Source organism: Pseudoalteromonas umbrosa, assembly GCF_030125375.1.
Lineage (GTDB): Bacteria > Pseudomonadota > Gammaproteobacteria > Enterobacterales > Alteromonadaceae > Pseudoalteromonas > Pseudoalteromonas umbrosa.
On the sequence record NZ_JASJUU010000023.1, the window covers coordinates 76,380 to 96,582 of the forward strand.

Annotated in this window: 18 protein-coding genes; 9 read left to right on the top strand and 9 right to left on the bottom strand. The window is 42.5% G+C overall.

What is annotated here, in order from left to right; genetic code table 11:
- The first annotated feature begins 213 nt into the window (after positions 1-213).
- The 3 genes from QNM16_RS25710 to QNM16_RS25720 all read left to right on the top strand — a co-directional run bounded on the left by QNM16_RS25710 (position 214) and on the right by QNM16_RS25720 (position 1,813).
- A complete protein-coding gene (locus tag QNM16_RS25710; RefSeq protein WP_284023057.1) occupies positions 214-654 on the top strand; it encodes a DUF4920 domain-containing protein in 441 nt (146 codons plus the stop codon).
- Positions 655-662: 8 nt separating this feature from the next.
- The gene (locus tag QNM16_RS25715; RefSeq protein WP_284023058.1) at positions 663-1,220 is read left to right on the top strand and encodes a PepSY-associated TM helix domain-containing protein; all 558 of its coding nucleotides are present in this window, start codon (positions 663-665) and stop codon (positions 1,218-1,220) included.
- A 131-nt stretch (positions 1,221-1,351) separates the two neighbouring features.
- Positions 1,352-1,813, top strand: coding sequence for a DUF1842 domain-containing protein (locus tag QNM16_RS25720; protein ID WP_284023059.1), 462 nt, complete (start codon positions 1,352-1,354; stop codon positions 1,811-1,813).
- Here the strand turns inward: QNM16_RS25720 and QNM16_RS25725 are convergent.
- The 5 genes from QNM16_RS25725 to QNM16_RS25745 form a co-directional block, all read right to left on the bottom strand.
- Positions 1,803-2,222: a carboxymuconolactone decarboxylase family protein gene (locus QNM16_RS25725; protein WP_284023060.1), complete on the bottom strand. Its 420-nt coding sequence runs from the start codon at positions 2,220-2,222 to the stop codon at positions 1,803-1,805. The two genes, QNM16_RS25720 and QNM16_RS25725, sit on opposite strands and share 11 nt — an antisense overlap.
- 97 nt (positions 2,223-2,319) lie before the next feature.
- The gene (gene lspA / locus QNM16_RS25730; RefSeq protein WP_284023061.1) at positions 2,320-2,811 is read right to left on the bottom strand and encodes a signal peptidase II; all 492 of its coding nucleotides are present in this window, start codon (positions 2,809-2,811) and stop codon (positions 2,320-2,322) included.
- A gap of 84 nt (positions 2,812-2,895) precedes the next feature.
- Positions 2,896-4,587, bottom strand: a complete 1,692-nt coding sequence (locus QNM16_RS25735; protein ID WP_284023062.1) for a methyl-accepting chemotaxis protein — start codon at positions 4,585-4,587, stop codon at positions 2,896-2,898.
- Positions 4,588-4,627: 40 nt separating this feature from the next.
- Positions 4,628-5,044, bottom strand: a complete 417-nt coding sequence (locus tag QNM16_RS25740; RefSeq protein ID WP_284023063.1) for a BLUF domain-containing protein — start codon at positions 5,042-5,044, stop codon at positions 4,628-4,630.
- 77 nt (positions 5,045-5,121) lie between these two features.
- Positions 5,122-6,765 carry a methyl-accepting chemotaxis protein gene (locus QNM16_RS25745; protein ID WP_284023064.1) on the bottom strand — a complete coding sequence of 548 codons (1,644 nt, stop codon included), beginning with the start codon at positions 6,763-6,765 and terminating at the stop codon, positions 5,122-5,124.
- Between the two features lie 220 nt (positions 6,766-6,985).
- Between QNM16_RS25745 and QNM16_RS25750 the strand changes: the two genes are divergently transcribed.
- Both QNM16_RS25750 and QNM16_RS25755 read left to right on the top strand, forming a co-directional pair.
- Positions 6,986-9,106 carry a TonB-dependent receptor plug domain-containing protein gene (locus QNM16_RS25750; protein WP_284023065.1) on the top strand — a complete coding sequence of 707 codons (2,121 nt, stop codon included), beginning with the start codon at positions 6,986-6,988 and terminating at the stop codon, positions 9,104-9,106.
- A complete protein-coding gene (locus tag QNM16_RS25755; RefSeq protein ID WP_284023066.1) occupies positions 9,096-9,593 on the top strand; it encodes a TlpA family protein disulfide reductase in 498 nt (165 codons plus the stop codon). Before QNM16_RS25750 ends, QNM16_RS25755 begins: the two co-directional genes overlap by 11 nt.
- A gap of 5 nt (positions 9,594-9,598) precedes the next feature.
- Here the strand turns inward: QNM16_RS25755 and QNM16_RS25760 are convergent, their stop codons facing one another.
- Complete coding sequence (locus QNM16_RS25760; protein WP_155401336.1) at positions 9,599-9,769, bottom strand: hypothetical protein; 171 nt, start codon at positions 9,767-9,769, stop codon at positions 9,599-9,601.
- 455 nt (positions 9,770-10,224) lie between these two features.
- Between QNM16_RS25760 and QNM16_RS25765 the strand changes: the two genes are divergently transcribed.
- From QNM16_RS25765 to QNM16_RS25775, 3 genes are all read left to right on the top strand, one after another.
- Positions 10,225-11,757, top strand: a complete 1,533-nt coding sequence (locus tag QNM16_RS25765; protein WP_284023067.1) for a PAS domain-containing hybrid sensor histidine kinase/response regulator — start codon at positions 10,225-10,227, stop codon at positions 11,755-11,757.
- A gap of 11 nt (positions 11,758-11,768) precedes the next feature.
- Positions 11,769-12,554 (top strand): substrate-binding periplasmic protein, encoded by a 786-nt coding sequence (locus QNM16_RS25770; RefSeq protein WP_284023068.1) that lies wholly within the window; start codon positions 11,769-11,771, stop codon positions 12,552-12,554.
- A 125-nt stretch (positions 12,555-12,679) separates the two neighbouring features.
- Entirely contained in the window at positions 12,680-13,552 is an 873-nt protein-coding gene (locus QNM16_RS25775; RefSeq protein WP_284023069.1) for a DUF417 family protein, read from the top strand.
- Here QNM16_RS25775 and QNM16_RS25780 read toward each other — a convergent pair.
- Complete coding sequence (locus tag QNM16_RS25780) at positions 13,515-15,125, bottom strand: CHASE domain-containing protein (protein ID WP_284023070.1); 1,611 nt, start codon at positions 15,123-15,125, stop codon at positions 13,515-13,517. The genes QNM16_RS25775 and QNM16_RS25780 overlap by 38 nt on opposite strands.
- 224 nt (positions 15,126-15,349) lie before the next feature.
- Here QNM16_RS25780 and QNM16_RS25785 point away from each other — a divergent pair, with 224 nt between their 5' ends.
- Positions 15,350-16,753, top strand: a complete 1,404-nt coding sequence (locus QNM16_RS25785; RefSeq protein ID WP_284023071.1) for a DEAD/DEAH box helicase — start codon at positions 15,350-15,352, stop codon at positions 16,751-16,753.
- An 850-nt stretch (positions 16,754-17,603) separates the two neighbouring features.
- On the opposite strand, the gene QNM16_RS25790 is transcribed toward QNM16_RS25785, so the two are convergent.
- Positions 17,604-17,777 (bottom strand): hypothetical protein, encoded by a 174-nt coding sequence (locus QNM16_RS25790; protein WP_284023072.1) that lies wholly within the window; start codon positions 17,775-17,777, stop codon positions 17,604-17,606.
- A 50-nt stretch (positions 17,778-17,827) separates the two neighbouring features.
- Positions 17,828-19,927 (bottom strand): winged helix-turn-helix domain-containing protein, encoded by a 2,100-nt coding sequence (locus QNM16_RS25795; protein ID WP_284023073.1) that lies wholly within the window; start codon positions 19,925-19,927, stop codon positions 17,828-17,830.
- Positions 19,928-20,203: the final 276 nt, after the last annotated feature.

The window sequence follows — 20,203 nt, forward strand, 5'->3', positions numbered from 1 at the left end:
CTTATACACCTTAAATGATAATAATAATGAATCGCATTTGAAATGCGACGCTAGAATAATTAAACTAAGCGCTTAAAGCAATAACCAAATAACTAAAAGTTATAAATAAATCGGTACTATTTACCTAGGAAAATAGCGTGAGCAATATTCCATCGCCATCAATTTTGTCGTAACGTATTGTTCTAGCTAATACATTTAAATTAAGGAAAAGATATGAAAGCGGTTCTGGCTCCAATAATGATGATCGGCACGCTGGTGTTTAGCCAAGCGGCGCTTGCTAAAATGTATAATGGCGGCGCGGATATGAGCAAGATTACCCCCATTTCCACACTTTTAAGCAACGCACAAAGATACACAACAGAGTCCGCAACGATTAAAGGGACTGTGACACGTGTATGCCAAAAGCGTGGTTGTTGGATGCAATTGGCCAGTGACAAAAAATTTCAAACTTTGCGCATCAAAGTACGTGATGGCGATATGGTTTTTCCCATGACAGCACAAGGGAAAACAGCGTTTGCCACGGGTACTTTGAAAGTGCATCCCCTCACCCTAGAGCAAACCAATCAAAGGCGCAAAGCACAAAATCTTGATCCTGTTGACACGCCCCAAGTGCTGCACCTCTTTACACCTGTTGCTGTCACCATTGAAGATTAAATCACGCCATGTCATGGTTTAAACTCAATCGCAGCCTACATCGAGACATCGGCTATTTTTGTATTGGTATGACTTTGGTGTTTGCTATTTCAGGGATCGCGCTGAATCATATTCATCAGTTTAACTCTAACTATCAGGTTACCCGTACCAGCCATGTTATACCGCTCTCTGGGGTAAACATGGAAACCGTCGACTTTGAGACAACACTGTTAACCACGCTGCAGGTAAGTGGCAAAATAAAAGCGCGCTTCTGGCAGGATCAAGCAACTTACAAGCTATTTTTAGAGAAAGATACAACGCTCTACCTATATCCCCAAAAAAATGAAGTGTTGGTTGAACAAGTGAAACCTCGTTTTTTACTACGACAACTTAACTTTTTGCACCTCAATGAAGCCCGAGCTGCATGGATGTGGTTTTCTGATTTCTATGCAGTTTTACTCATTTATTTGGCCGTCTCTGCGCTGTTTATGATGAAAGGAAAGCGTGGTGTTTTTGGTCCTCGGGGCTTTTTGGTGTTAGCTGGCTTTGCCGCACCGGCTATATTTATCTTTATTTACTCGAAGTAAGTATTCACACACTAAATATTATCAACTGTAATGCGCTGTAATGGCATAACCTCCTTTAGCAAACTAGATTGAGAACACACTGCTGCAAAATTATCAGCAGTGTGATTCTCTTAAATTGGAAGGATGCAGGTATGCAAATGACACAATGTGGTATCAATGGCTTATTTCTGATCAACTACTTAATTGGCCAGCAAAACCAATCACCACTGTGCCAGATGTCATTGCTAGTCTATACACCTGATAAAACATTGTCTGGACGCGCAAATTTATTCTCATCACCTTCGCGTAAGGACGCGCTGATGTTTCACCTCAACGGAGAGTTTCACTATCGCCATACCTCAGATCCACACCCCATTGCGATTAATTTATTAGGTCAGCAAGCACAGCCCTGCCCGCACCAACAAAACAGCCCTTACCACTATATAAAACTGAATATATTGTTAAACGAGCACTGGCGCTCTGGTAAGGTAGAGTTGTGTTACCGCGATCTCAGAGCCGATACTTGGCAACATCAGCCGCAATTGAGTATTCACCAAACTCACAATAACAACATTTCAGACCTCGCTCAGCTTGCCCTACAAGTTAAAAGTTAAAGCCAATCGCTACACGATTCCAACTATTTATCTGAAGCGCTAAGCCGATAACGGCCAACTGCTGAGCCTGTGTTAATGGCTGCTGTGATTTAGCTGATAAATCAAACGGCAAAGATTTTGTCACCGCATTTGCTAACTGCAAAACAGCTTGATCAAATGCGCTCAGTAATGACAAATCAGAAGAAGATAGTGCCGACAACAATAGGTCGAATTGCTCAGCAGGTACGCTATTTTGCAAGGCCTCGGTATGCATTATTTGGCAGTATTGGCAGCCATTTATTTGCGAGACATATAGGCGCAGCAAATGCATTGTTGCGTCCGGGAGCTCTTGCTCCCCAGACTCGCCCAATGTCGCCAGTGCAGATGGTATAAATGAGTAATGTGTAAAAAGTTCGCTTTGAGATATCATAAATTGCTCCTGTTTATTTGATATGTAGGAGCTTACGCCTATTGGACACAGTAAAATTGGATATTTACGACATTCTCGCGCTCACGCTTTATACATGCTATTTATGCTGTTCCAACTGCAAAGGCGTACACGCAATGATCATCATAGCCCCCAACAAAATAACGATATCAGCGACATTAAACACCCCTGTACGCAATGTGCCGATCCCAAGGTTGATAAAATCAATCACTGCGCCTTGATTAAAAATACGATCAAGTAAATTCCCCAAACCACCAGCAAATATCAATGCAAGGGACGTCAATTGTCGTTTTGATAAATCATGGCTTTTAATCATATAGCCAAGCAATGCCAGCAAAAATAATCCAATAACCCCAACAAATAACACCATCCGCTGAACAGGAGATAACTCAGCACCCAAAGACAGGAATACGCCTAGGTTTTCGGTATACCCTATGCGAACCACATCTCCCAAATAACTGGTCATCTGCCAAGCAACTAGGCTGTCACTAGCCCACCACTTGGTGCCTTGATCAAGTATCAAGCAAATGATGCACACCAATAAAATATGTCCCGTTTTGCTGTCTTTCATTTTATTTGCTCCTGCGCTGCGTTTTATCACTATAAAAAGCAGTTAGTGAACATAAAATGACAACTCGATAAATAGGCTAAGTTATTAGGTCACAAAACGGTTAAAGTTAGTGTGTAAATCAATAATGCGTTTGGCAATATTATGATTAGCATCGGCCGTTTCACTCGCTCCTTGCGCTGTCTCTTTTGCCAAATCATTAATATTATTAATGTTTTTATCTATATCAACTGCAACCATAGATTGCTCTTCAGTGGCCGTCGCAATTTGTGTATTTAAGTCATTAATTTGCTCAATCGACTCTGATGCCTCATCGAGCATTTGTTGCGTTTTTTCACTTTTTTCATAGCAGTTATGGGCACTTGCTTTGCCCTTTTCCATACTGTTCACCACTTTGTTTGCTTCCGTTTTTAAGCGATCTAATAAATCTTGAATATCTGCCGTTGATGACTGGGTGCGCGTCGCAAGCGTGCGTACTTCATCCGCGACCACGGCAAATCCACGGCCACTTTCTCCCGCCCTTGCCGCTTCAATGGCTGCATTGAGTGCCAACAAATTCGTTTGCTCAGAGATACTTTGAATAGCTTCCAGTACTGAGCTGATATTATTGGTCTCTTCCACCAGCTCGCCTATTTCATCCGATGCTAGGTTAAGCTCTGATACTAGGTTCTCAATAATTTGATTGGTTTGCGTTGCGATGCTTTTTCCTGAGTTCACTTTTTCGCGCACTTTGGCAGTGGCTTCAGCCGCATGCGCTGTACTTTTTGACATATCCTGCGTGGTGGTGGTCATTTCATACACTGCGGACGCGACCATCTCCGTTTGATTTTTTTGCTCCGTCACACTTTGCTCTGTTTGGCGCATCACATTCATGGCCAGCTCAGAGGAGCTGCCCAAACTTTTTACAACTTCATTGGTACTTTGAATAGTGGCACGCAGTCCAGAGACAAACTTATTGAACTCCTTAGCCATAGTGCCCGTTTCGTCTTTTGCAGACTCATCCAGCATCACGGTTAAATCACCATCTCCACTGGCTATCGATTTTAGCCTGACAATCAGTGCTTCAATCGGCTGCGTGATAGAACGGCCAATAAATATCGCGACGATGATAGCAATCACCACAGCCACAATCGCAGTCACGGAGATAAGCTTAATCGCTAAAATTTCGTCATGCTCCGCCTGACGCGTTGCTTTTTGGGTAAACGTTTGAACATCAGCAAGGAGGGCAATTAACTCGTCTTTTAATTGATCTTCCTCCTGTTCAATGAGCTTCACCTGCGGTATCAACTCAATGAGTGGTTTTTGCGATAATTGCCCCAAAAGCGCATTTATATCATGGCTGGCCTTTGCATAATGCTTGCTTATCACATCCAATTCTTGCTGCACCTGCTGAAACTTTTTAGCCGCTTCTTGAGAGTGCGCGAGTGTGATTGCTTCAGTTGCAAAAGCCCGGGTCTCTTTTATTTCTTTACCCACTTTATCCACGGATGTAATGAGCTTTTGCTCGAGCTGACTTATTTTATTGTCATATTCAGCATGGCCGTTATCCGCCAATGATTTATACAAAAGCATACGCTCAAGTAAAATGGCCTGCTCTAATTGATGCTCTGTGATTTGGGTAAGAAAGTTATTGAGCGGAATATCCTCTTCTGCAATATCAATTAGCTCGTATCCTATTTTTGCCATTTGCACCAAGGCTATGGTACTGACCAACAGCAGCATCGTCAGCTGAATACCACTCATTAAATAGATACGGTGTGCAATTTTTAGTTGATTCATAATCAACACCTTTTGGTTTAGTTATGCAGTTTCAAGCTTCTCAGCACTGTCTAAAATAGTGTAAAAGCTGAATTGAAAATTCTGGGTGATGCTGCAAATAATCAAAGCCATCTTCTTGATTTAAAAACTCTGACATGCCTTCTTGCTCAATGACGTCACACTTATCAAGACGCTTAAACCCCATTTGCCACTGTGCAAACATGCGTTTTTCAACCGTCTGCTCATGCAACTTGTTGATCCTTTCATGACGGGGATCTTGGCAAATACATGAATACAATGCCTGTACAGCATCCACCTCACCTTCTAATAATTGGATGAACGTGCCTTTGCCGTCGTACAAGAGCAAGCCGGTGATCTCATTTGCTGTATTACGGGCCCGAAAATTCGCCATCATCTTGAGTAATTCGGGCTCACCGAGCCGGTTTTTAGCCTTGCTGATGTATACCAGTTGAAACATATCGTTTGCTGCTCCACACATGTTCTCACGAACAATAATCTAATGAACGACCATAGCGCTTTAACAAAGCATGGGCGCTAACGCACTTTAAAAAAGCTAATGGCGCTGCGCATACCAGCGGATAATTCATCTAGCTTTTGCGTCGCATCTCGATTCGTCTCTGTTACTTCAATGGCATTGTCAGACATAGAAGCTATGGAGTTCATCGCTTCAGATACTTCCGAGATCGCCCCCACTTGATCCGCACTGGCTTGCACGACTTCCCTCACCCGCTGAAGTGAATCACTGGCTTGGGCATCGATGCTTTGCAGCAACTCAGTAGCCTCTTGGATAAGCGCTTTACCATTTTCAACTTGAGGCTGAGTTTGCTCCATCGCCTCAACTGAAGCCGAAGTTTCTTTTTGAATTTCACCTATCATGGCCTCGATTTGACCTGTCGCCTCACCAGTGCGCTTCGCAAGCTGCCTTACCTCATCTGCCACCACCGCAAAGCCGCGCCCAGACTCACCCGCTCGTGCCGCTTCTATGGCAGCATTCAATGCCAGCAGGTTGGTCTGCTCTGATATGCCACTAATAACATTGGCAATCCCACCAATTTGCTCGGTATTGGCTTCTAACTTTTTGATCTGTGCGACTGTGCCATTAACCGTCTCTGCAATACGGACAATTTCTGCAGCGCTGGCAGCAATGGCATCGCGGCCTTTGTCTGCAAACTCAACCGTAGATTCAGAGTTTTCCTCTGTTCTGGCTGTCAGTTCACTAACATGATCAATGCTGCTACGTAGGTGATCCAATCGCACCACCGTCTGCTGCGTCAAAGAAGCCTGTTGCTGTGCTGCAGCATAAATATCATCAGAGCCAGAAGAAACAACCTTAGCTTGCTCAGCTAAGTCAGCCGACCCCCCCACTATCTTGGAAACAATTTCAGTGAGCTGTAATTTCATATCAAATAATTTAGACAACATGCTATTAGGGTAGTCAGTGGACATACTCTGGGTAAGATCCCCTTGTGAAATGGCTGATAAGGCCTTTTCAGCTTGGCGTACTTCACCGCCCAGCGCTTCTCGAATACTCTTCGCAATCATCAACCCTATGAATACACTCACCGCAATGGCCAATACGGTTGCACCGACCATAAACTGACCAAACCCACCGGCGACCGCACGCGCCTCAGGCGTGGCAATTTGGTTGGCTTCTTCTTGATAGTCGATAAATTCATTGATCCGCGCCAGCCAAGTCATAAAGGCTGGACGAGCTTGCTCAAGCACCGCCTCATCGACGTTTTCACCAGCCCGTTTTTTCTCAATAATCGTTGCCACCAAAGGCCGTGTGGTGACTTTGATGTCTTCAATACTTTTTAAAATACGTCTTTCATTATCATTAAACGGCACCCCTTTGGACTTCATTTGTGCCATGCTGTTTTCAGCTTCAATATAAAAGCGCTCTAATTCAGCAATCTCACGTTCAAATTGGCGCAGCTCATTGTCAGAGCGGGCGATTGCCACATCTCGAATAGCTATCGCGGTGTCATGCACACTGCCTCTAAAATTAATCGCATATCGCTGTTTTACCGAATTGACATCCGTCATTTGAGCCAAGGTGTCATCTATAAAGTTAACGTCTTTAATGCCTATCCCTGTTAATATGATCATCAAACACAAAATAGCGCCGTACCCGACAGAAAGTCGCTGTCGTATCGTTAATCCCGCTAAAAAGTTCATTTATTCACCTTTTTGTCACTTCCGCTTAGTAAATTTAGGGCCTAATTTAGCCCTGCGCCAATTTCAGCCCTGTAAAAAATTAGCTTTTATTTGTTTTTACTGACAAATAGACCCTATCAAGCGCTTTCTGGTTACAAGGATAAAAAATAAATTACTACTTGCACTCAAGGTACATAAACACCTAACATTAATGATAATCATTATCATATAAATAGAAATCGTGAATTATCTAACTCCCTCATTAATAACTAGTCTGCTATTTAGCTCTGCGGGCGTATTCGCAAATACTTCAACTTCAGATAAAACAGTACTTGAGCATATTGAAGTTCAAGGTGTGCAATCTCGGCTGCAAGCACGTGGAATCTTAAAAGACAGCATTGCCAGAACAGAGCTGATAGATGCCGAGCAATTAAAAAATATGCAGGCTGCCAATTTAACGGAGGCGATAGATAAGGCACTGGGAATTCGAGTCTCCAACGAATGCTCAATGTGTGGCGCAAAACGTATCATGATCAATGGTATGAAGGGGGAGCACACCAATGTTTTGATCGATGGCGTGCCCATGCACACCATGTTATCTGGGTTTTATGGAATGGATAGCATCGCGACATCAGGCATTGGCACCATAGAAATTGCACGTGGTGCAGGTGCATCCTTGACCGCACCAGAAGCCATTGGCGGAACAGTTAATTTAGTGTCCCAAAAGCCAGCTAAAAATGCCGCTGAGCTAGACATGGCGGTCGGAAATTATGAGTATAGAAAAGTATCCATGGTTGCTATGGGCGTCAGTGAAGATGAGCGCAGCAGCATCAGTGCCATTGCGCAACAAGACAGTCGTGATCAATTTGACGGCGACCACAATGGCGTCAGTGAATCTCCACTTTTAGACAACCAGTCCATTGCCATCACGCTCAGCCATGATTTATCACTCGATACAACTATCAAAGCGCGCTATGGACGCAGTGACTCTGAAGTGTTTGGCGGTCCAGTACTTGGCGACACCACCAGCTCAATAGCCGAGACGTTGGCCAGTGTCAATCAAGGAGAAGCTGAGCGTTTGTTCGTCGATAACCAAGTCGATGGTCGCTATGTCGGCCACCCTTGGGAAACCGCAGAATGGGTCGACACACAAAGAGAAGAGTGGTTAGTGTCACTGCTACACAGTATGAATGACAAGCTCACTGTCGATATCAGTTATGCCAATGTTGAGCATATTCAAGACTCTTTCTATGAAAGTATTGATTACTTTGCGCAAGATGACATGCAATTTATCACTGCCAAACTCTATTATGCACTGAATGATCAGCACCTTATCACCCTGGGGGTCGATCATCGTGATGAGCAAATGCGTAGTCACAGCGCAGCATTAGCCGACAATCCACTCTATATGTCTGACAGCTTTGATTACACCGTATCAGGTTTGTATATTCAGGAAACCTATACCCCGTCCATTGATTTTGAACTGGCCTTGGCAGTACGCTTCGACCGCATCACCGCAGATTTTATCGCCAATCGAGTCACTGATAACGAAATAGATGAAACCTTGGTTTCTCCACGGCTGGACATACGCTGGTTTCACCACGAAAACTGGACATCACGGTTCTCTGTAGGCCAGGGCTACCGTGCACCATTATCTTTTTTTGAAAGCGATCATGGGATATTAGATGCTGAAAAAGGTTACTTAGTCGATGTGCATGATGTCGAACGCTCTATCGGATACAACTATTCACTGAACCACAGTGAGAACAAACTCAATGCAACATTGTCACTGGCCTATACGCAAGTCGATAATCTAGCCACCCTGTCTCACAACGAAACTGGTACACCTGTACTCGGCCAATTATCTGAACAGGCTGATGTGTGGGCTTGGGATCTCGCATTGAGCTATCAACTATTAGAGCAACTTCAGCTTGGCGCCAGTATTGAGACTTACAGGTACAATGATGAATTTAAGTCCTCCTTTGGCATAGCACCCACCGAAAAACGCGCCAGTATCAATCTTGAGTTTGTGCAAGCCGCGTGGACCGTTACAGCCAATTACCTATTTGTGCCCAGCAGAGACTTGAATGATTATGGCTATGAGGGTTTCAATGATATCCAGGCACAACAACCTAAAGCTACGGACGTCTCTAGTTATGGATTGCTAGATTTTAAAGTCACCTATGCACTGACAAATAATATTAAGCTATATGCAGGTATGAATAATGCGCTAGATTACAATCAAGCAGCTGATGAAGCGTCTCCACTGTTGTTTGACAGCGAAGGTGGATATGACGTCACCTATATTTATGCACCGCTTAGAGGCAGACAAGCATACCTTGGCTTTGACTATGACTTTTAAACCAGCCTCTATACTTTGGCTTTTACTTGCAGCGCCTTTTGGCGCTGCGGCCATAAGCCCTTTTTACCAGTTAAATCTGACCCCAATCACACAAAATGCACCTAGCAGCTTATCAGTCTACCAAGGTCAAGTACTTGCAATCATCCTTGTACAACCTGATTGCAACTGGTGTAAAAAGCAATATAAGTTGCTCTCTCATCTCGTTGAGCAACAGCCAAAAAACTGCCATAAACTGGACGTAATGATGATGGCAACAGGGGGCGACAGACATGCTCTAAAAAGGGCCATGAAACGCTATCAAAGTCGCTTTCCCATCACTACCTTGCCTAATAAATTAGCGCAGTCATTGACAGTAAAAAGCGCACCACAATTGTTTATTTTAGATAGTGAGGGAGTATTAGTGACCTACCACATTGGCTTTATGCCAGAACATGCTTTACGAAGTGCATTGAATGGGTTAGTGGCAAAAGCGCAATGTAAGGCTTAGCTGGGTTAGTTCGCTTTACCCAGCCAGTTTAAAAAGCCTTTTGCATCGGCGGTGTTTGCAAAATCGATGTAACTTAGGCCTGATTGATGCTTTACTGCCATACGGCATTTATGCATAGAAATTGATTGGACCGGTAACGTAATCGCCACCTGCTGTCCTTGGTATAAGTAAGACATAATAAAACGCTCATTTTTTAATATTAATATCTCTACGTGCACAATACACAAAGAGGTTTATTTACATGATGCCTTATTAAGGTCTGCTGAATAGTGCCCACACTCGGTGGCAACATTTATAACCATGATAATGACATGGTCGTACAATTGATAATTTCAAGACAGACGCATTAAGGCGCTAACTTTAAAACTATGACTGACTGGATCAAGGTAAGACATATTACTGCTTATATTTGTGAGTTTCATAAGCAAGTTGGTCAGCATACTTTAATTGATTAAACTGTACAAGAGAAAAATGAAGTTTATGTGTCATTTTTACACAATTCTCTTTTCAAAGTCGCTTTTCAATAACCCATAACGTCAGAATGCAGAACTTCACTGTACATAAAATCTGCACCCATGTCTGTAATGACTATACTTAACTATGCTACTAGCCTAATTTTGGAGGATACTTTGTGCACAGACTGGAAAAGGAACTGTACGCGAAGCTAAAAGAACACCCAGAGATTTTCGACTTTGTGGTTGAATCGTCTTTGGATGGTCTCTGGTACTGGGATCTAGATAACCCAGAACAAGAATGGATGAGCCCCAAATTATGGCAAACACTTGGTTACGACCCCAATACCAAAAAACACGAGGTCAGCGAGTGGCACAAAATCATCAATCAAGACGACCTCCAACAAGCCCTTGAAAACTTCGAAAAGCACAAAGCAGATCCCAGCCATCCTTATGACCAAGTAGTCAGGTATACCCACGCTACTGGCAAAACAATATGGATACGGTGCAAAGGATTAATAATCAGAGAGCCGGATGGCCACCCAACTCGCATGATTGGCTCTCACATCGATATCACTGAATTTAAAGAAAGTGAACGTCGGGCTATTGAGGAACTCGAAGCCCGAGAGCAGTTTTTTGCGCGGATGTCACATGAAATCCGCACCCCCCTTTTTGGCATCTTAGGTATTGCTGGTACTTTAAAAAGCGCTGTGGGCAATGAAAAAATAGCGCAAGACATCAGTACCATATTGAGCTGTGGCGAACAGTTGCAGTCTCTTCTCAATGATATACTCACGCTGTCTAAACTAGACGCTGAAAAACTCTCCACCAGCATCGAAAAGGTCTCGCTAGACAATGTATTCAGCCATATTCACGAACTGTACGATGCTGCGGCAAATGAAAAGCAATTAACCCTCAATGTAGAGACGCACAACCTCACTCATGTTTATGTTAAAACTGATAAAGTAAGACTCACCCAAGTTTTGAGTAACCTAGTCAGCAATGCGATCAAATATACTAAGTCAGGTTCGGTGACCATCAGCGCGGCGATCACAGCGCACACATGCACAGTCTCTGTCATCGACACGGGTGTTGGCATTAAAGATGTTGATGCGATATTTCAAGCGTATACCCAAGAAGACAACTCTTATGAAGGCATGGTCAGCGGTAGTGGGTTGGGGCTGGAGGTCGTCTCTCAACTCTGTGAATTACTCGACTATCAACTTACCTTTGAATCCCAGCTTGGTGCGGGTACACAAGTCTCTATTTCAATGCCTGTGGAAATCATCAGGCAGCACAGCGAGCCAGAGCCCATTACAACCAAGGTACACATTCCCGACATTAACCGTGTTTTGGTGGTTGATGACAACGCACTCAATCTCGTTATCACCAATAAAATGCTCTCGACATTTTGCACCGACATAAAGCAAGCAGCTGATGGCTATGAAGCGCTGCAAGTTATTAATAACTCGCCGCCTTTTGATCTCATTTTACTCGATATCAATATGCCAAAAATGAATGGCTATGAGGTACTTGCACTGCTCAAGACGATGTCAATATCAGAATCTACTCGGATCATCATGCTCTCAGCTGATGCTTACGAGGCCACACAGCAAAAATGCCTTGAACTAGGTGCAAATGGGTATTTAACTAAGCCGTTTAATCAGCAAGAGTTAATGGAAGCTCTTGCTACCACAGACTCGAATATATAGTGTCAATGCTTATGACAACGACCAAGTTCTCGGTTTTCACAGTACTATTTTTAAATCTGGCTTTTTTAGTGCTGAGTCATTCACTCCATGCGCGCACCCTGACGATTACGATTGGTGAGTATCCTCCCTACTCTGGAAAACGCTTAGCGCATCAGGGGCTAGTGCCACAAATCCTTCGGAAAGCCTTCGCCAAGCAAAATATTCAGGTCAAGTTTGTCTTTATGCCATGGGCCCGCAGCTTTAAAGAGTCCGAAAAAATCAACTATGATGCATCTGCGTTTTGGTTTTGCACAGATAAAAGACAGCAAGATTATTTTTGTAGTACAGCATTATATGAAGAGACCGCAGTGTTTTTTTACAATAAAAATAATCCCGTTCCTCCTTGGCGTTCCCTGCCGGAGCTAGATAAATACCGCATCGGTGCAACTCGAGGCTACAGCTATACACAAGAGTTTTGGCAATTAGCAAATACTGGTTTCTTAGATATCAATGTCATGACCCGAGATGAGCAGAATCTCTCAATGCTACTCAAAGGAAGAATTGATCTTTTCCCCATGGGATTACTGCCTGCAAACTATTTGTTAGAGCAAAAGTACCCAGATAAAAAACATCAACTCAGTTATCACACAACACCGCTCATGACAGGGACACTGCACCTGTTATTTCCAAAAAACAAAGAGGATTCAATCGAGTTATTAAAAACTTTTAACGAGGGAATGCAAAAAATCAAAGTAAGCGGTGAATACCAAGCCATATTGAGCCAAGCCCAAAGTGATCAAGCTATTCATTCTCCCTAGTATCAATAAGTAAAACGATATTGGCATTGAAAATTGCTACTGAGGATGTGCTTTACTTCACGACAATTGAAATATATACCCACTTGATGCGGTCTTTAAGAATAGTTCATATTCTTGGAGTTCATATGCAACATAAAATGCTTATAAATTTGGTGACCGGTTCATTAGCCTTTAGCTTATTTATTTTCGGGTTATCAATGATGCTAGGCGGCAACGACCGCTATGTACACGCCATTACACAGCTTTATTTCTTAGACAGCTTTTTATCACAGATGCACGCAGCACAATTACTCGGTGGCGTGATTGTGATAATCAGCGCAATGTTAATTTTTCAGCACTCCGTGCTAAAAAAAGCAGCTGGCATCGGATTATGTGCGCTTAGCACTATGTTTTTATTTTCTTTATTTTCTGAAACTCGCTGGATATCTTCCCTTGGAGGGTTTCCTGTTATTGGTTCCGGACAAGGGATCATCAAATATTTCGCGCTATTACCTATTGCAACCTATCTATTTTTACGTGATAAATTGACTGATAATCAACATCTCTGGTTCAACTTTTTCCCTGTCGCACTGGTACTTGTGTGGATAGGCAGCATGAAGTTTTTTGAATTTGAAGCTAAAGGGATAGAGACACTAGTAAGTCACTCGCCATTTATGTCATGGATGTATGACTTTATGTCACTACAAATGGCATCAAACATCATTGGCATCTACGACTTATTTATTGCGGGATTGCTCGCAATCGCATTGGCTAATCAAAACAAGGCCTTATTGAACATTGCCATTCTTGGTTGCAGTGTTGTGTTTGTCATGACGCAAACCTTCCTATTCACAACACCGGGAGCGCTCAGTGCAGCCACATTACTAACAGGCACAGGTCAGTTTATCATCAAAGATATTTGGTTTATTTGTAACTTATTAATCATCACATGGATAGCACATAACCCAAGTGTGCAACATGCTAATCAACAATACTCATCGGTACCTGTGGAGAATTAGGTTTAACCAAATTCACGATATGCGCGCAATTACGGCCATTTTCTTTGGCCGTATACATTGCTCGATCAGCATGATTCAACGCAATTTCGGCACTTTCATGACTACTCGGACGCATCACTGCACCACCAATACTGACAGACACAAACTTCGACGCATCAGATCCTTCATGTCTTATTTTTAGCCCTTGAACGACCTCTAAGCATTGGTCACAGAGCGAATCTACTCGTTCTGTATCTGGCAAAATAAAGACAAACTCTTCACCTCCAATGCGTGCAAACACATCACAGGGACGCTTTGCCAATGTATTCAATGCTTGTGCAACACTGCGTAGGCATTCATCTCCCATTATGTGCCCATAACGGTCGTTATATTCTTTAAAATAATCAATATCAACCACCAGCAAACTGATTGGACTAGAAATACGCGCAGCTCGACGAAATTCCTTTTGCAATTGCAAGTCGAACAAGCGTCGATTCGAAACCTGTGTTAAACCATCCACTTGCGTGAGGACCTGCAACTGCGCATTCGCTTTATCCAGCTCATAGGTTTTTGCTCTCACCGCCTGTGCAATGGCAAGCTGTTTGCGATATAACAAGCGAACATATAGTACGGTCAGAGTTGTCGATAAAAAACCAATCACTAACACGATATAAGGCATTGCGGAAGTACGACTTGCGATAAATTGAGCAGATGGCGTCGCGCTTATTTGCCAATCTCGCCCCCACACCTCAATCCAAGCAATAACCGGTGGTGTGCCAGCCTCCAATGTTCCATCTCTATGCAGCTCTTGAGCGGTTTGCTCTGTCACATCTTTAATTGTAAAAGCAATATCTCCCTCATTTTTACCAAGCTTAGACTGCGCAATCAAAGCCTGTACTTTAAATACTCCCACAACAAAACCGAGAATATGCTCTCTTTTTTCCAGTACTGTAACCGGACTATCAAGATACACTGGCCGCATCGCTAAAAATGCACTGTGCCCTTTGGGGTCTTGAACCAGTTTAAGACTTGACGTGGCAAGCGGTAGAGCAAGATCTCTTGAAGCCTGAATAGTAGATTTCCTGCGCATGTCAGATAATAGATCAAACCCCAGCACAATCTCATTATTGTAAATCGGCTCTACAAACTGAATTGGATAGTATTCTGATCGCTCTGCTGCGTACTGCATAGCACCAGAGGAGTGCCGTTCCGTGATTGAAAAGTGCGAATGGTGGTTTAAGCCTTCTTGTTCAAATTCAGCGCGGCTTTCATGTACAACTCTTGGCGCCCACTCCAGCGCTTGAATACCCGAGTGATAAGCAATCAGTTCTGCTGAGACCCTCTTAAACAAGGGCTTGGTTACATATGTTTGCGTCTCAAATAAAATAGCCAAGCTATGTAACGTTGCCAAATGGCTCAATACATTTTGCTTAAAAGAGTCAACACGCAAAAGGTATTCTTGGTTAAATTCTTGGGTCATTAAACGCTGTTGCTCAGCATGCAAGGCATATCCTAAAAACCCAGTTAAGCTAAATCCAAGTAACACCACAAGCCCTTGCAACAGCCCCGCATAATGACGATGCGTTAATTCCATGCTTATCCCCTATCATCCATGTCACTTGCAAGTATAGATAAAGGCATCAAGAACACAGCATAATTAACGAAAATTAGTCTCTCACTGGTGCATAGCCATCTCACAATTCATTCGGCAGACACCCGCTTCTCTGCTATTATCGCTAACTTGCGATATTACTGTCGCTCAACATAAGATTAAAGCAAAGGCCGAGCTGCACTTTGGCCAAACAGAAGAGAACTTGCATGAATTTTTCCCAACTTGGGCTATCTCAAGTACTGTTAGATACACTTCAGTCTAAAGGGTATCAATCACCGACTCCAATCCAACAGCAAGCAATCCCAGCCGTTTTAACTGGTGAGGATGTCATGGCAGCCGCGCAAACAGGCACAGGTAAAACAGCCGCGTTTACCTTACCTTTAATCGAAAAACTGTTAGCCTCTCAACAACCTCATGCTAATCAAGCTCGTGTTCTAGTCTTGGCTCCTACACGCGAACTCGCGATTCAAATAGCTGAGAGCGTAGAAACCTATAGCGCAGGTACTAGAATTCGAAGCACAGTAGTATATGGCGGAGTGAAAATAAACCCACAAATGATGCGCTTGAGAAAAGGCGTTGATATCTTAATTGCTACACCAGGTAGGTTACTCGATTTATACCAACAAAATGCAGTGAAATTCACAGAGCTTAGTACATTAGTCTTGGACGAAGCGGATCGTATGCTGGACATGGGCTTTATTCATGATCTTAAAAAAATCATCAGTCTGTTACCTAAAAAGCGTCAAAACTTACTATTCTCAGCCACTTTCTCGGACCCAATTCGAGCACTTGCAAAAACTCTCTTTGCTGCCCCCGTTGAGATTTCTGTTGCCGCAGAGAATACTGCTGCAAAAACGGTTATTCAAAGTGCATATGCACTCGATAAATCACAAAAAAACAAACTACTAAGTCATTTTGTTTTAAATAAAAAGTGGCAGCAAGTCTTGGTTTTTTGTCGCACTAAGCATGGTGCGAACCGTTTGGTTACTTATCTTGACAAAAATCATATCAGTGCTGCAGCGATACACGGTAATAAATCTCAAGGTGCTAGGGTAAAAGCATTAAATGGCTTTAAAACAGGTGAAATCAACGTGCTGGTTGCCACAGATATTGTTGCTCGTGGTCTTGATATCAGTGAACTTCCCTACGTAGTCAATTACGATTTGCCCAATACTTATGAAGATTATGTACATAGAATTGGGCGCACCGGTCGTGCAGGTGCTGAGGGCATCGCGGTGTCATTTGTAACGCTTGCAGATGCTGATGACCTATATGGCATTGAGCGTTTTATTGGCGCACTCATCCCTAGAGCAGAAGAGCCTGGATTTGTACCTCAAAACCCGGTTCCAGAAAAAGCTCTAGATACAAGACCCATAAAACCTAAGAAACCCAAAAAGCCCAAAAAGAAACAGCAAAACGAAGCTGGCAGTACACAGCATTCAGCCAAGTCGAAAGATCCGGTAAAGACTAAAAGCCAAGTAAAAAAGAGCCGAACTCCACGTAAAGAAAAACCAACCACGGGTAAATCAACGCATGCAGCTAAGCCTAAACCACAAGGTCAAAATCAGCGCAACCGCAGCGGTCGTGCAGCAATAAAACCAAATAAATAACTCAACCCCAAAGAAAAGCTGGGAGTTTCTCAGCTTTTCGACAAGCATATTTCAATATTATCTGGGTTTAAATACATGTACTGTAAGACTGTTAAGTATGGGCTACCCCACATAACCGAAAACAACGAAATGAAAATTTGAATCGTGTAACTCAAAAAATAAAAGCCAGTACCGCTCTCCTTGCGGTCATATGACAACACCAAATTAAAATGAACTTCGCATATGTGGCGACCGTCCTTGAAATTAGCAAACATCCCCAGATTCTACTCTCAGTTTAGCCAGTGGATACTTGGCTTCACCACTCATCCCAATTAGGGTGGGAGGTATACTACTCTCTTACATTAGCTGGCTTATTCTTTTACTTCTATTAGCTATGAAAACTCCCAATGGATTCACCTGCACCCTAGCTGGCTCACAGCGTCCTAGCTGGCTCACAGCATCCTAGCTGACTCACAGCATCCTAGCTGACTCACAGCATCCTAGCTGACTCACAGCATCCTAGCTGACTCACAGCATCCTAGCTGACTCACAGCATCCTAGCTGACTCAATTGCTTCAAATCCTGTTAAATCTTGTTCAGGTTGGGCGATTCAGCCTCCAATATATTTCTGCATCCATACAAAAACTGGAGGTGAATCACACTACCAAGTGCCCACTCCTTGCTGCGCTAAACAAGTTATAAAAATGTGCACCAAACACCAACAACTAACGCATTGCTTTTTTATAACTTAAAAAGTAAGTAATAAAATCAGTAGCTTATTTGATTTTAATTTTAAGTGAAGAGGGAGGTGAAACTACTACTTGCTCGCAATTATTCTTGCAAAACAAGCAGTAGTATTAAGAAAGGTGAATTAAGAAAGTTTATCTACACGCTCTTTTCCTTTACCAGTTCCAAATGGTGTAACAGGATCGCTACACGTGCCTGCAATTTTGCATTCATCAGGGGACGTCATTTGTAAGGAATAAACTGGGCTCGACATAACTGCAATAAAAATAGTAAAGCTCAATAATTTTAAGGTATTCATTGTTTTTCTCGTAACTAGTATTGAAATAATTGGGGATGGTGATAGGTAATTCAATCAAAAAATAACTGTTTAATGGCAGAGTCATTGATCTGTACCGAGAGATGAACGACATGTTCACCACTTTTATCTGCTGATATCCTTGGGTACATGCTGTAGAACAAATCTTCAATGACGACATGCTCTTTAGTCTCTAAATCTAAAGAGTGAACATAGCTCTTTAGATAATCAAAATCAGTCCAAATGACAGTACTTTGTTTGACATGCCACCGCGTAATAAACTCATAACTAATTTGATAGCCAAGCGGTTCAGCATTAGAACGCAAAGAGCCTAAATGAAATAAATCCCCTGCACTGTCCGCAACCACAAAGCCTTCATTGGCCGGCCTAATTGATCTAAAATGACGAAGAAATACTACCGTCGTTGCCTTATCAAGATCATATTTTTGGATCTCCCACTCTCCGGCAACCTTCACACCAAAAAGCACGTACCTGCCATCTTGGTAGAATACAGCATCACTCGATACACTCGAGTCGGCAGTTAAATAAAGTAAAGCGCCACTATAAATATCTAAAATCGCCAAACGGTGATTTTCTTTGACCAAAATATGCTGATTGTCTTGGGCAACATCTAATATTTCAAGTGATCCCGTGGTCTTATAATACGTTGAAATACTGTCATTATTGAGATTAAAGTGACCGACGTAATTAACATCTTTCTTTTTCACCCTTACCCAACGCATCTGCTCATCTTGTGGGTCAAATACCATAGACGTGATCTCAGGAACGGTGTTAATTACTCTGCTAACATCACCTGAACTGCTCAATAGACGCTCAATATACAATCTATTTGCACGCTCTTGGGATTTTTTAATGGCAATCACATGACCATTTTCAGAAGCAGCTAAATGTGTTATCAAATCGCCTGGATTTTCATGCACCAGTATACTCTCAGCCGTTTTAACGTTAATAACGTGCAAGCCTCCGGTATCAAGAAATAAAACTTCCTCATCATTTATCCACACAGCATCATCTATTCGTCGGTTTTGCTCACTCAATACATTGTCCAACTGAGTGACAAAATCATGAATAATGAGTTGATATTTACTAGACTCACCAGTTATGGTCATTAATCGTTTTTTATCCGGAGACACCGCTCCACCCAGAATATATTCACCGCTGTGTGTAGGCGTCACAAGTCTAGTTAAGTTAAGAGACTCCAAATCCATCGCATACAGCATGAGCGCAGACTCAGCATCATCTGCCAACTGAACAAGAATTTCAGATGGCACCCTGCCAGATGTAACACGACCTATTAAAAACTTGCTATCCAGCAGTGTAACCATAGCACTTTCGGGCTCTGATACAGTGAGTGGTAGAAGTTTCAATGCAGAAGCGCCAGTGACAGTGTCACTGAATACCAGCACTTTGTCATTTTGTGCAAAGCTAACAAAATGCGCATTAGAAGCACTCTTGGTAAGCTGTCTTGTCACCCCTTCTTGTTTATCAAGAAGATAAATTTGGCTAAGGCCATGCTCGCTATATCGACCAGCAAAGGCGATAAAGCGCCCATCTGACGATATAGCTAATGACTCTTTTTCACCCTTAAATTCGGTAAGGTGCTCCTTTCCTGTTAAGTGGGTGTCGTTGTAAATATATTTAGAAGCCAAAAAGCTTGCAGCCAACAAAATAAAAAACGATAACAATACCATTATTACAAGTGACTTTTTTTGGGGCTTTATATTTTCTTGAATATGTGAATTAGGCTTGATGCTAACATTGGAAGTTTCAGCACTAGATGTAAGCGGATGTTCATCCACATCAGACAGTACTTTAGTCTCGCAAACTAGTTTATACCCTCTCTTTGCAACAGATTTGATATATTTTGGATTATTCAAATCATCATCTTGAAGGATCACGCGAAGTTTTTTTACAGTCCCTCTTACTGCCGTGTCTGTTACAACACGATCAGCCCAAACATGATCATGCAACTCTTCGACGGTGACATAGCGGCCACGACAATCGTAGAGATAAAGCAATAACTCCATGACTTTAGGTTCTATCGAGACTTCCTCACCTTTAGATAAAAGCAGGCTTTGTCCCAAATCAATGACAAAGTCCCCAAGCGAAGCTCTAATACTATCCTTTTGCAACAAACTATTCCCAACTAAAGTTTAACGCACAAGATGGACTGAAAACTGACACCAATAATGCTAAATATGTAAATATTTATAAAAGTTTTGACATATCAAGTGTACCAAGGAAAACCTCAATAATTCAACCTAAACAATGATGTGACAAGATGAAAATCTCTTTATAAATATACAGTTATATTTACAACCGCCAGTTTCACCCAGTCCCTCAATTTGGAATTTGTACTTAATAAACATCTACTTAAGAATTTATTTAGTGAATGATACGCATTAAAA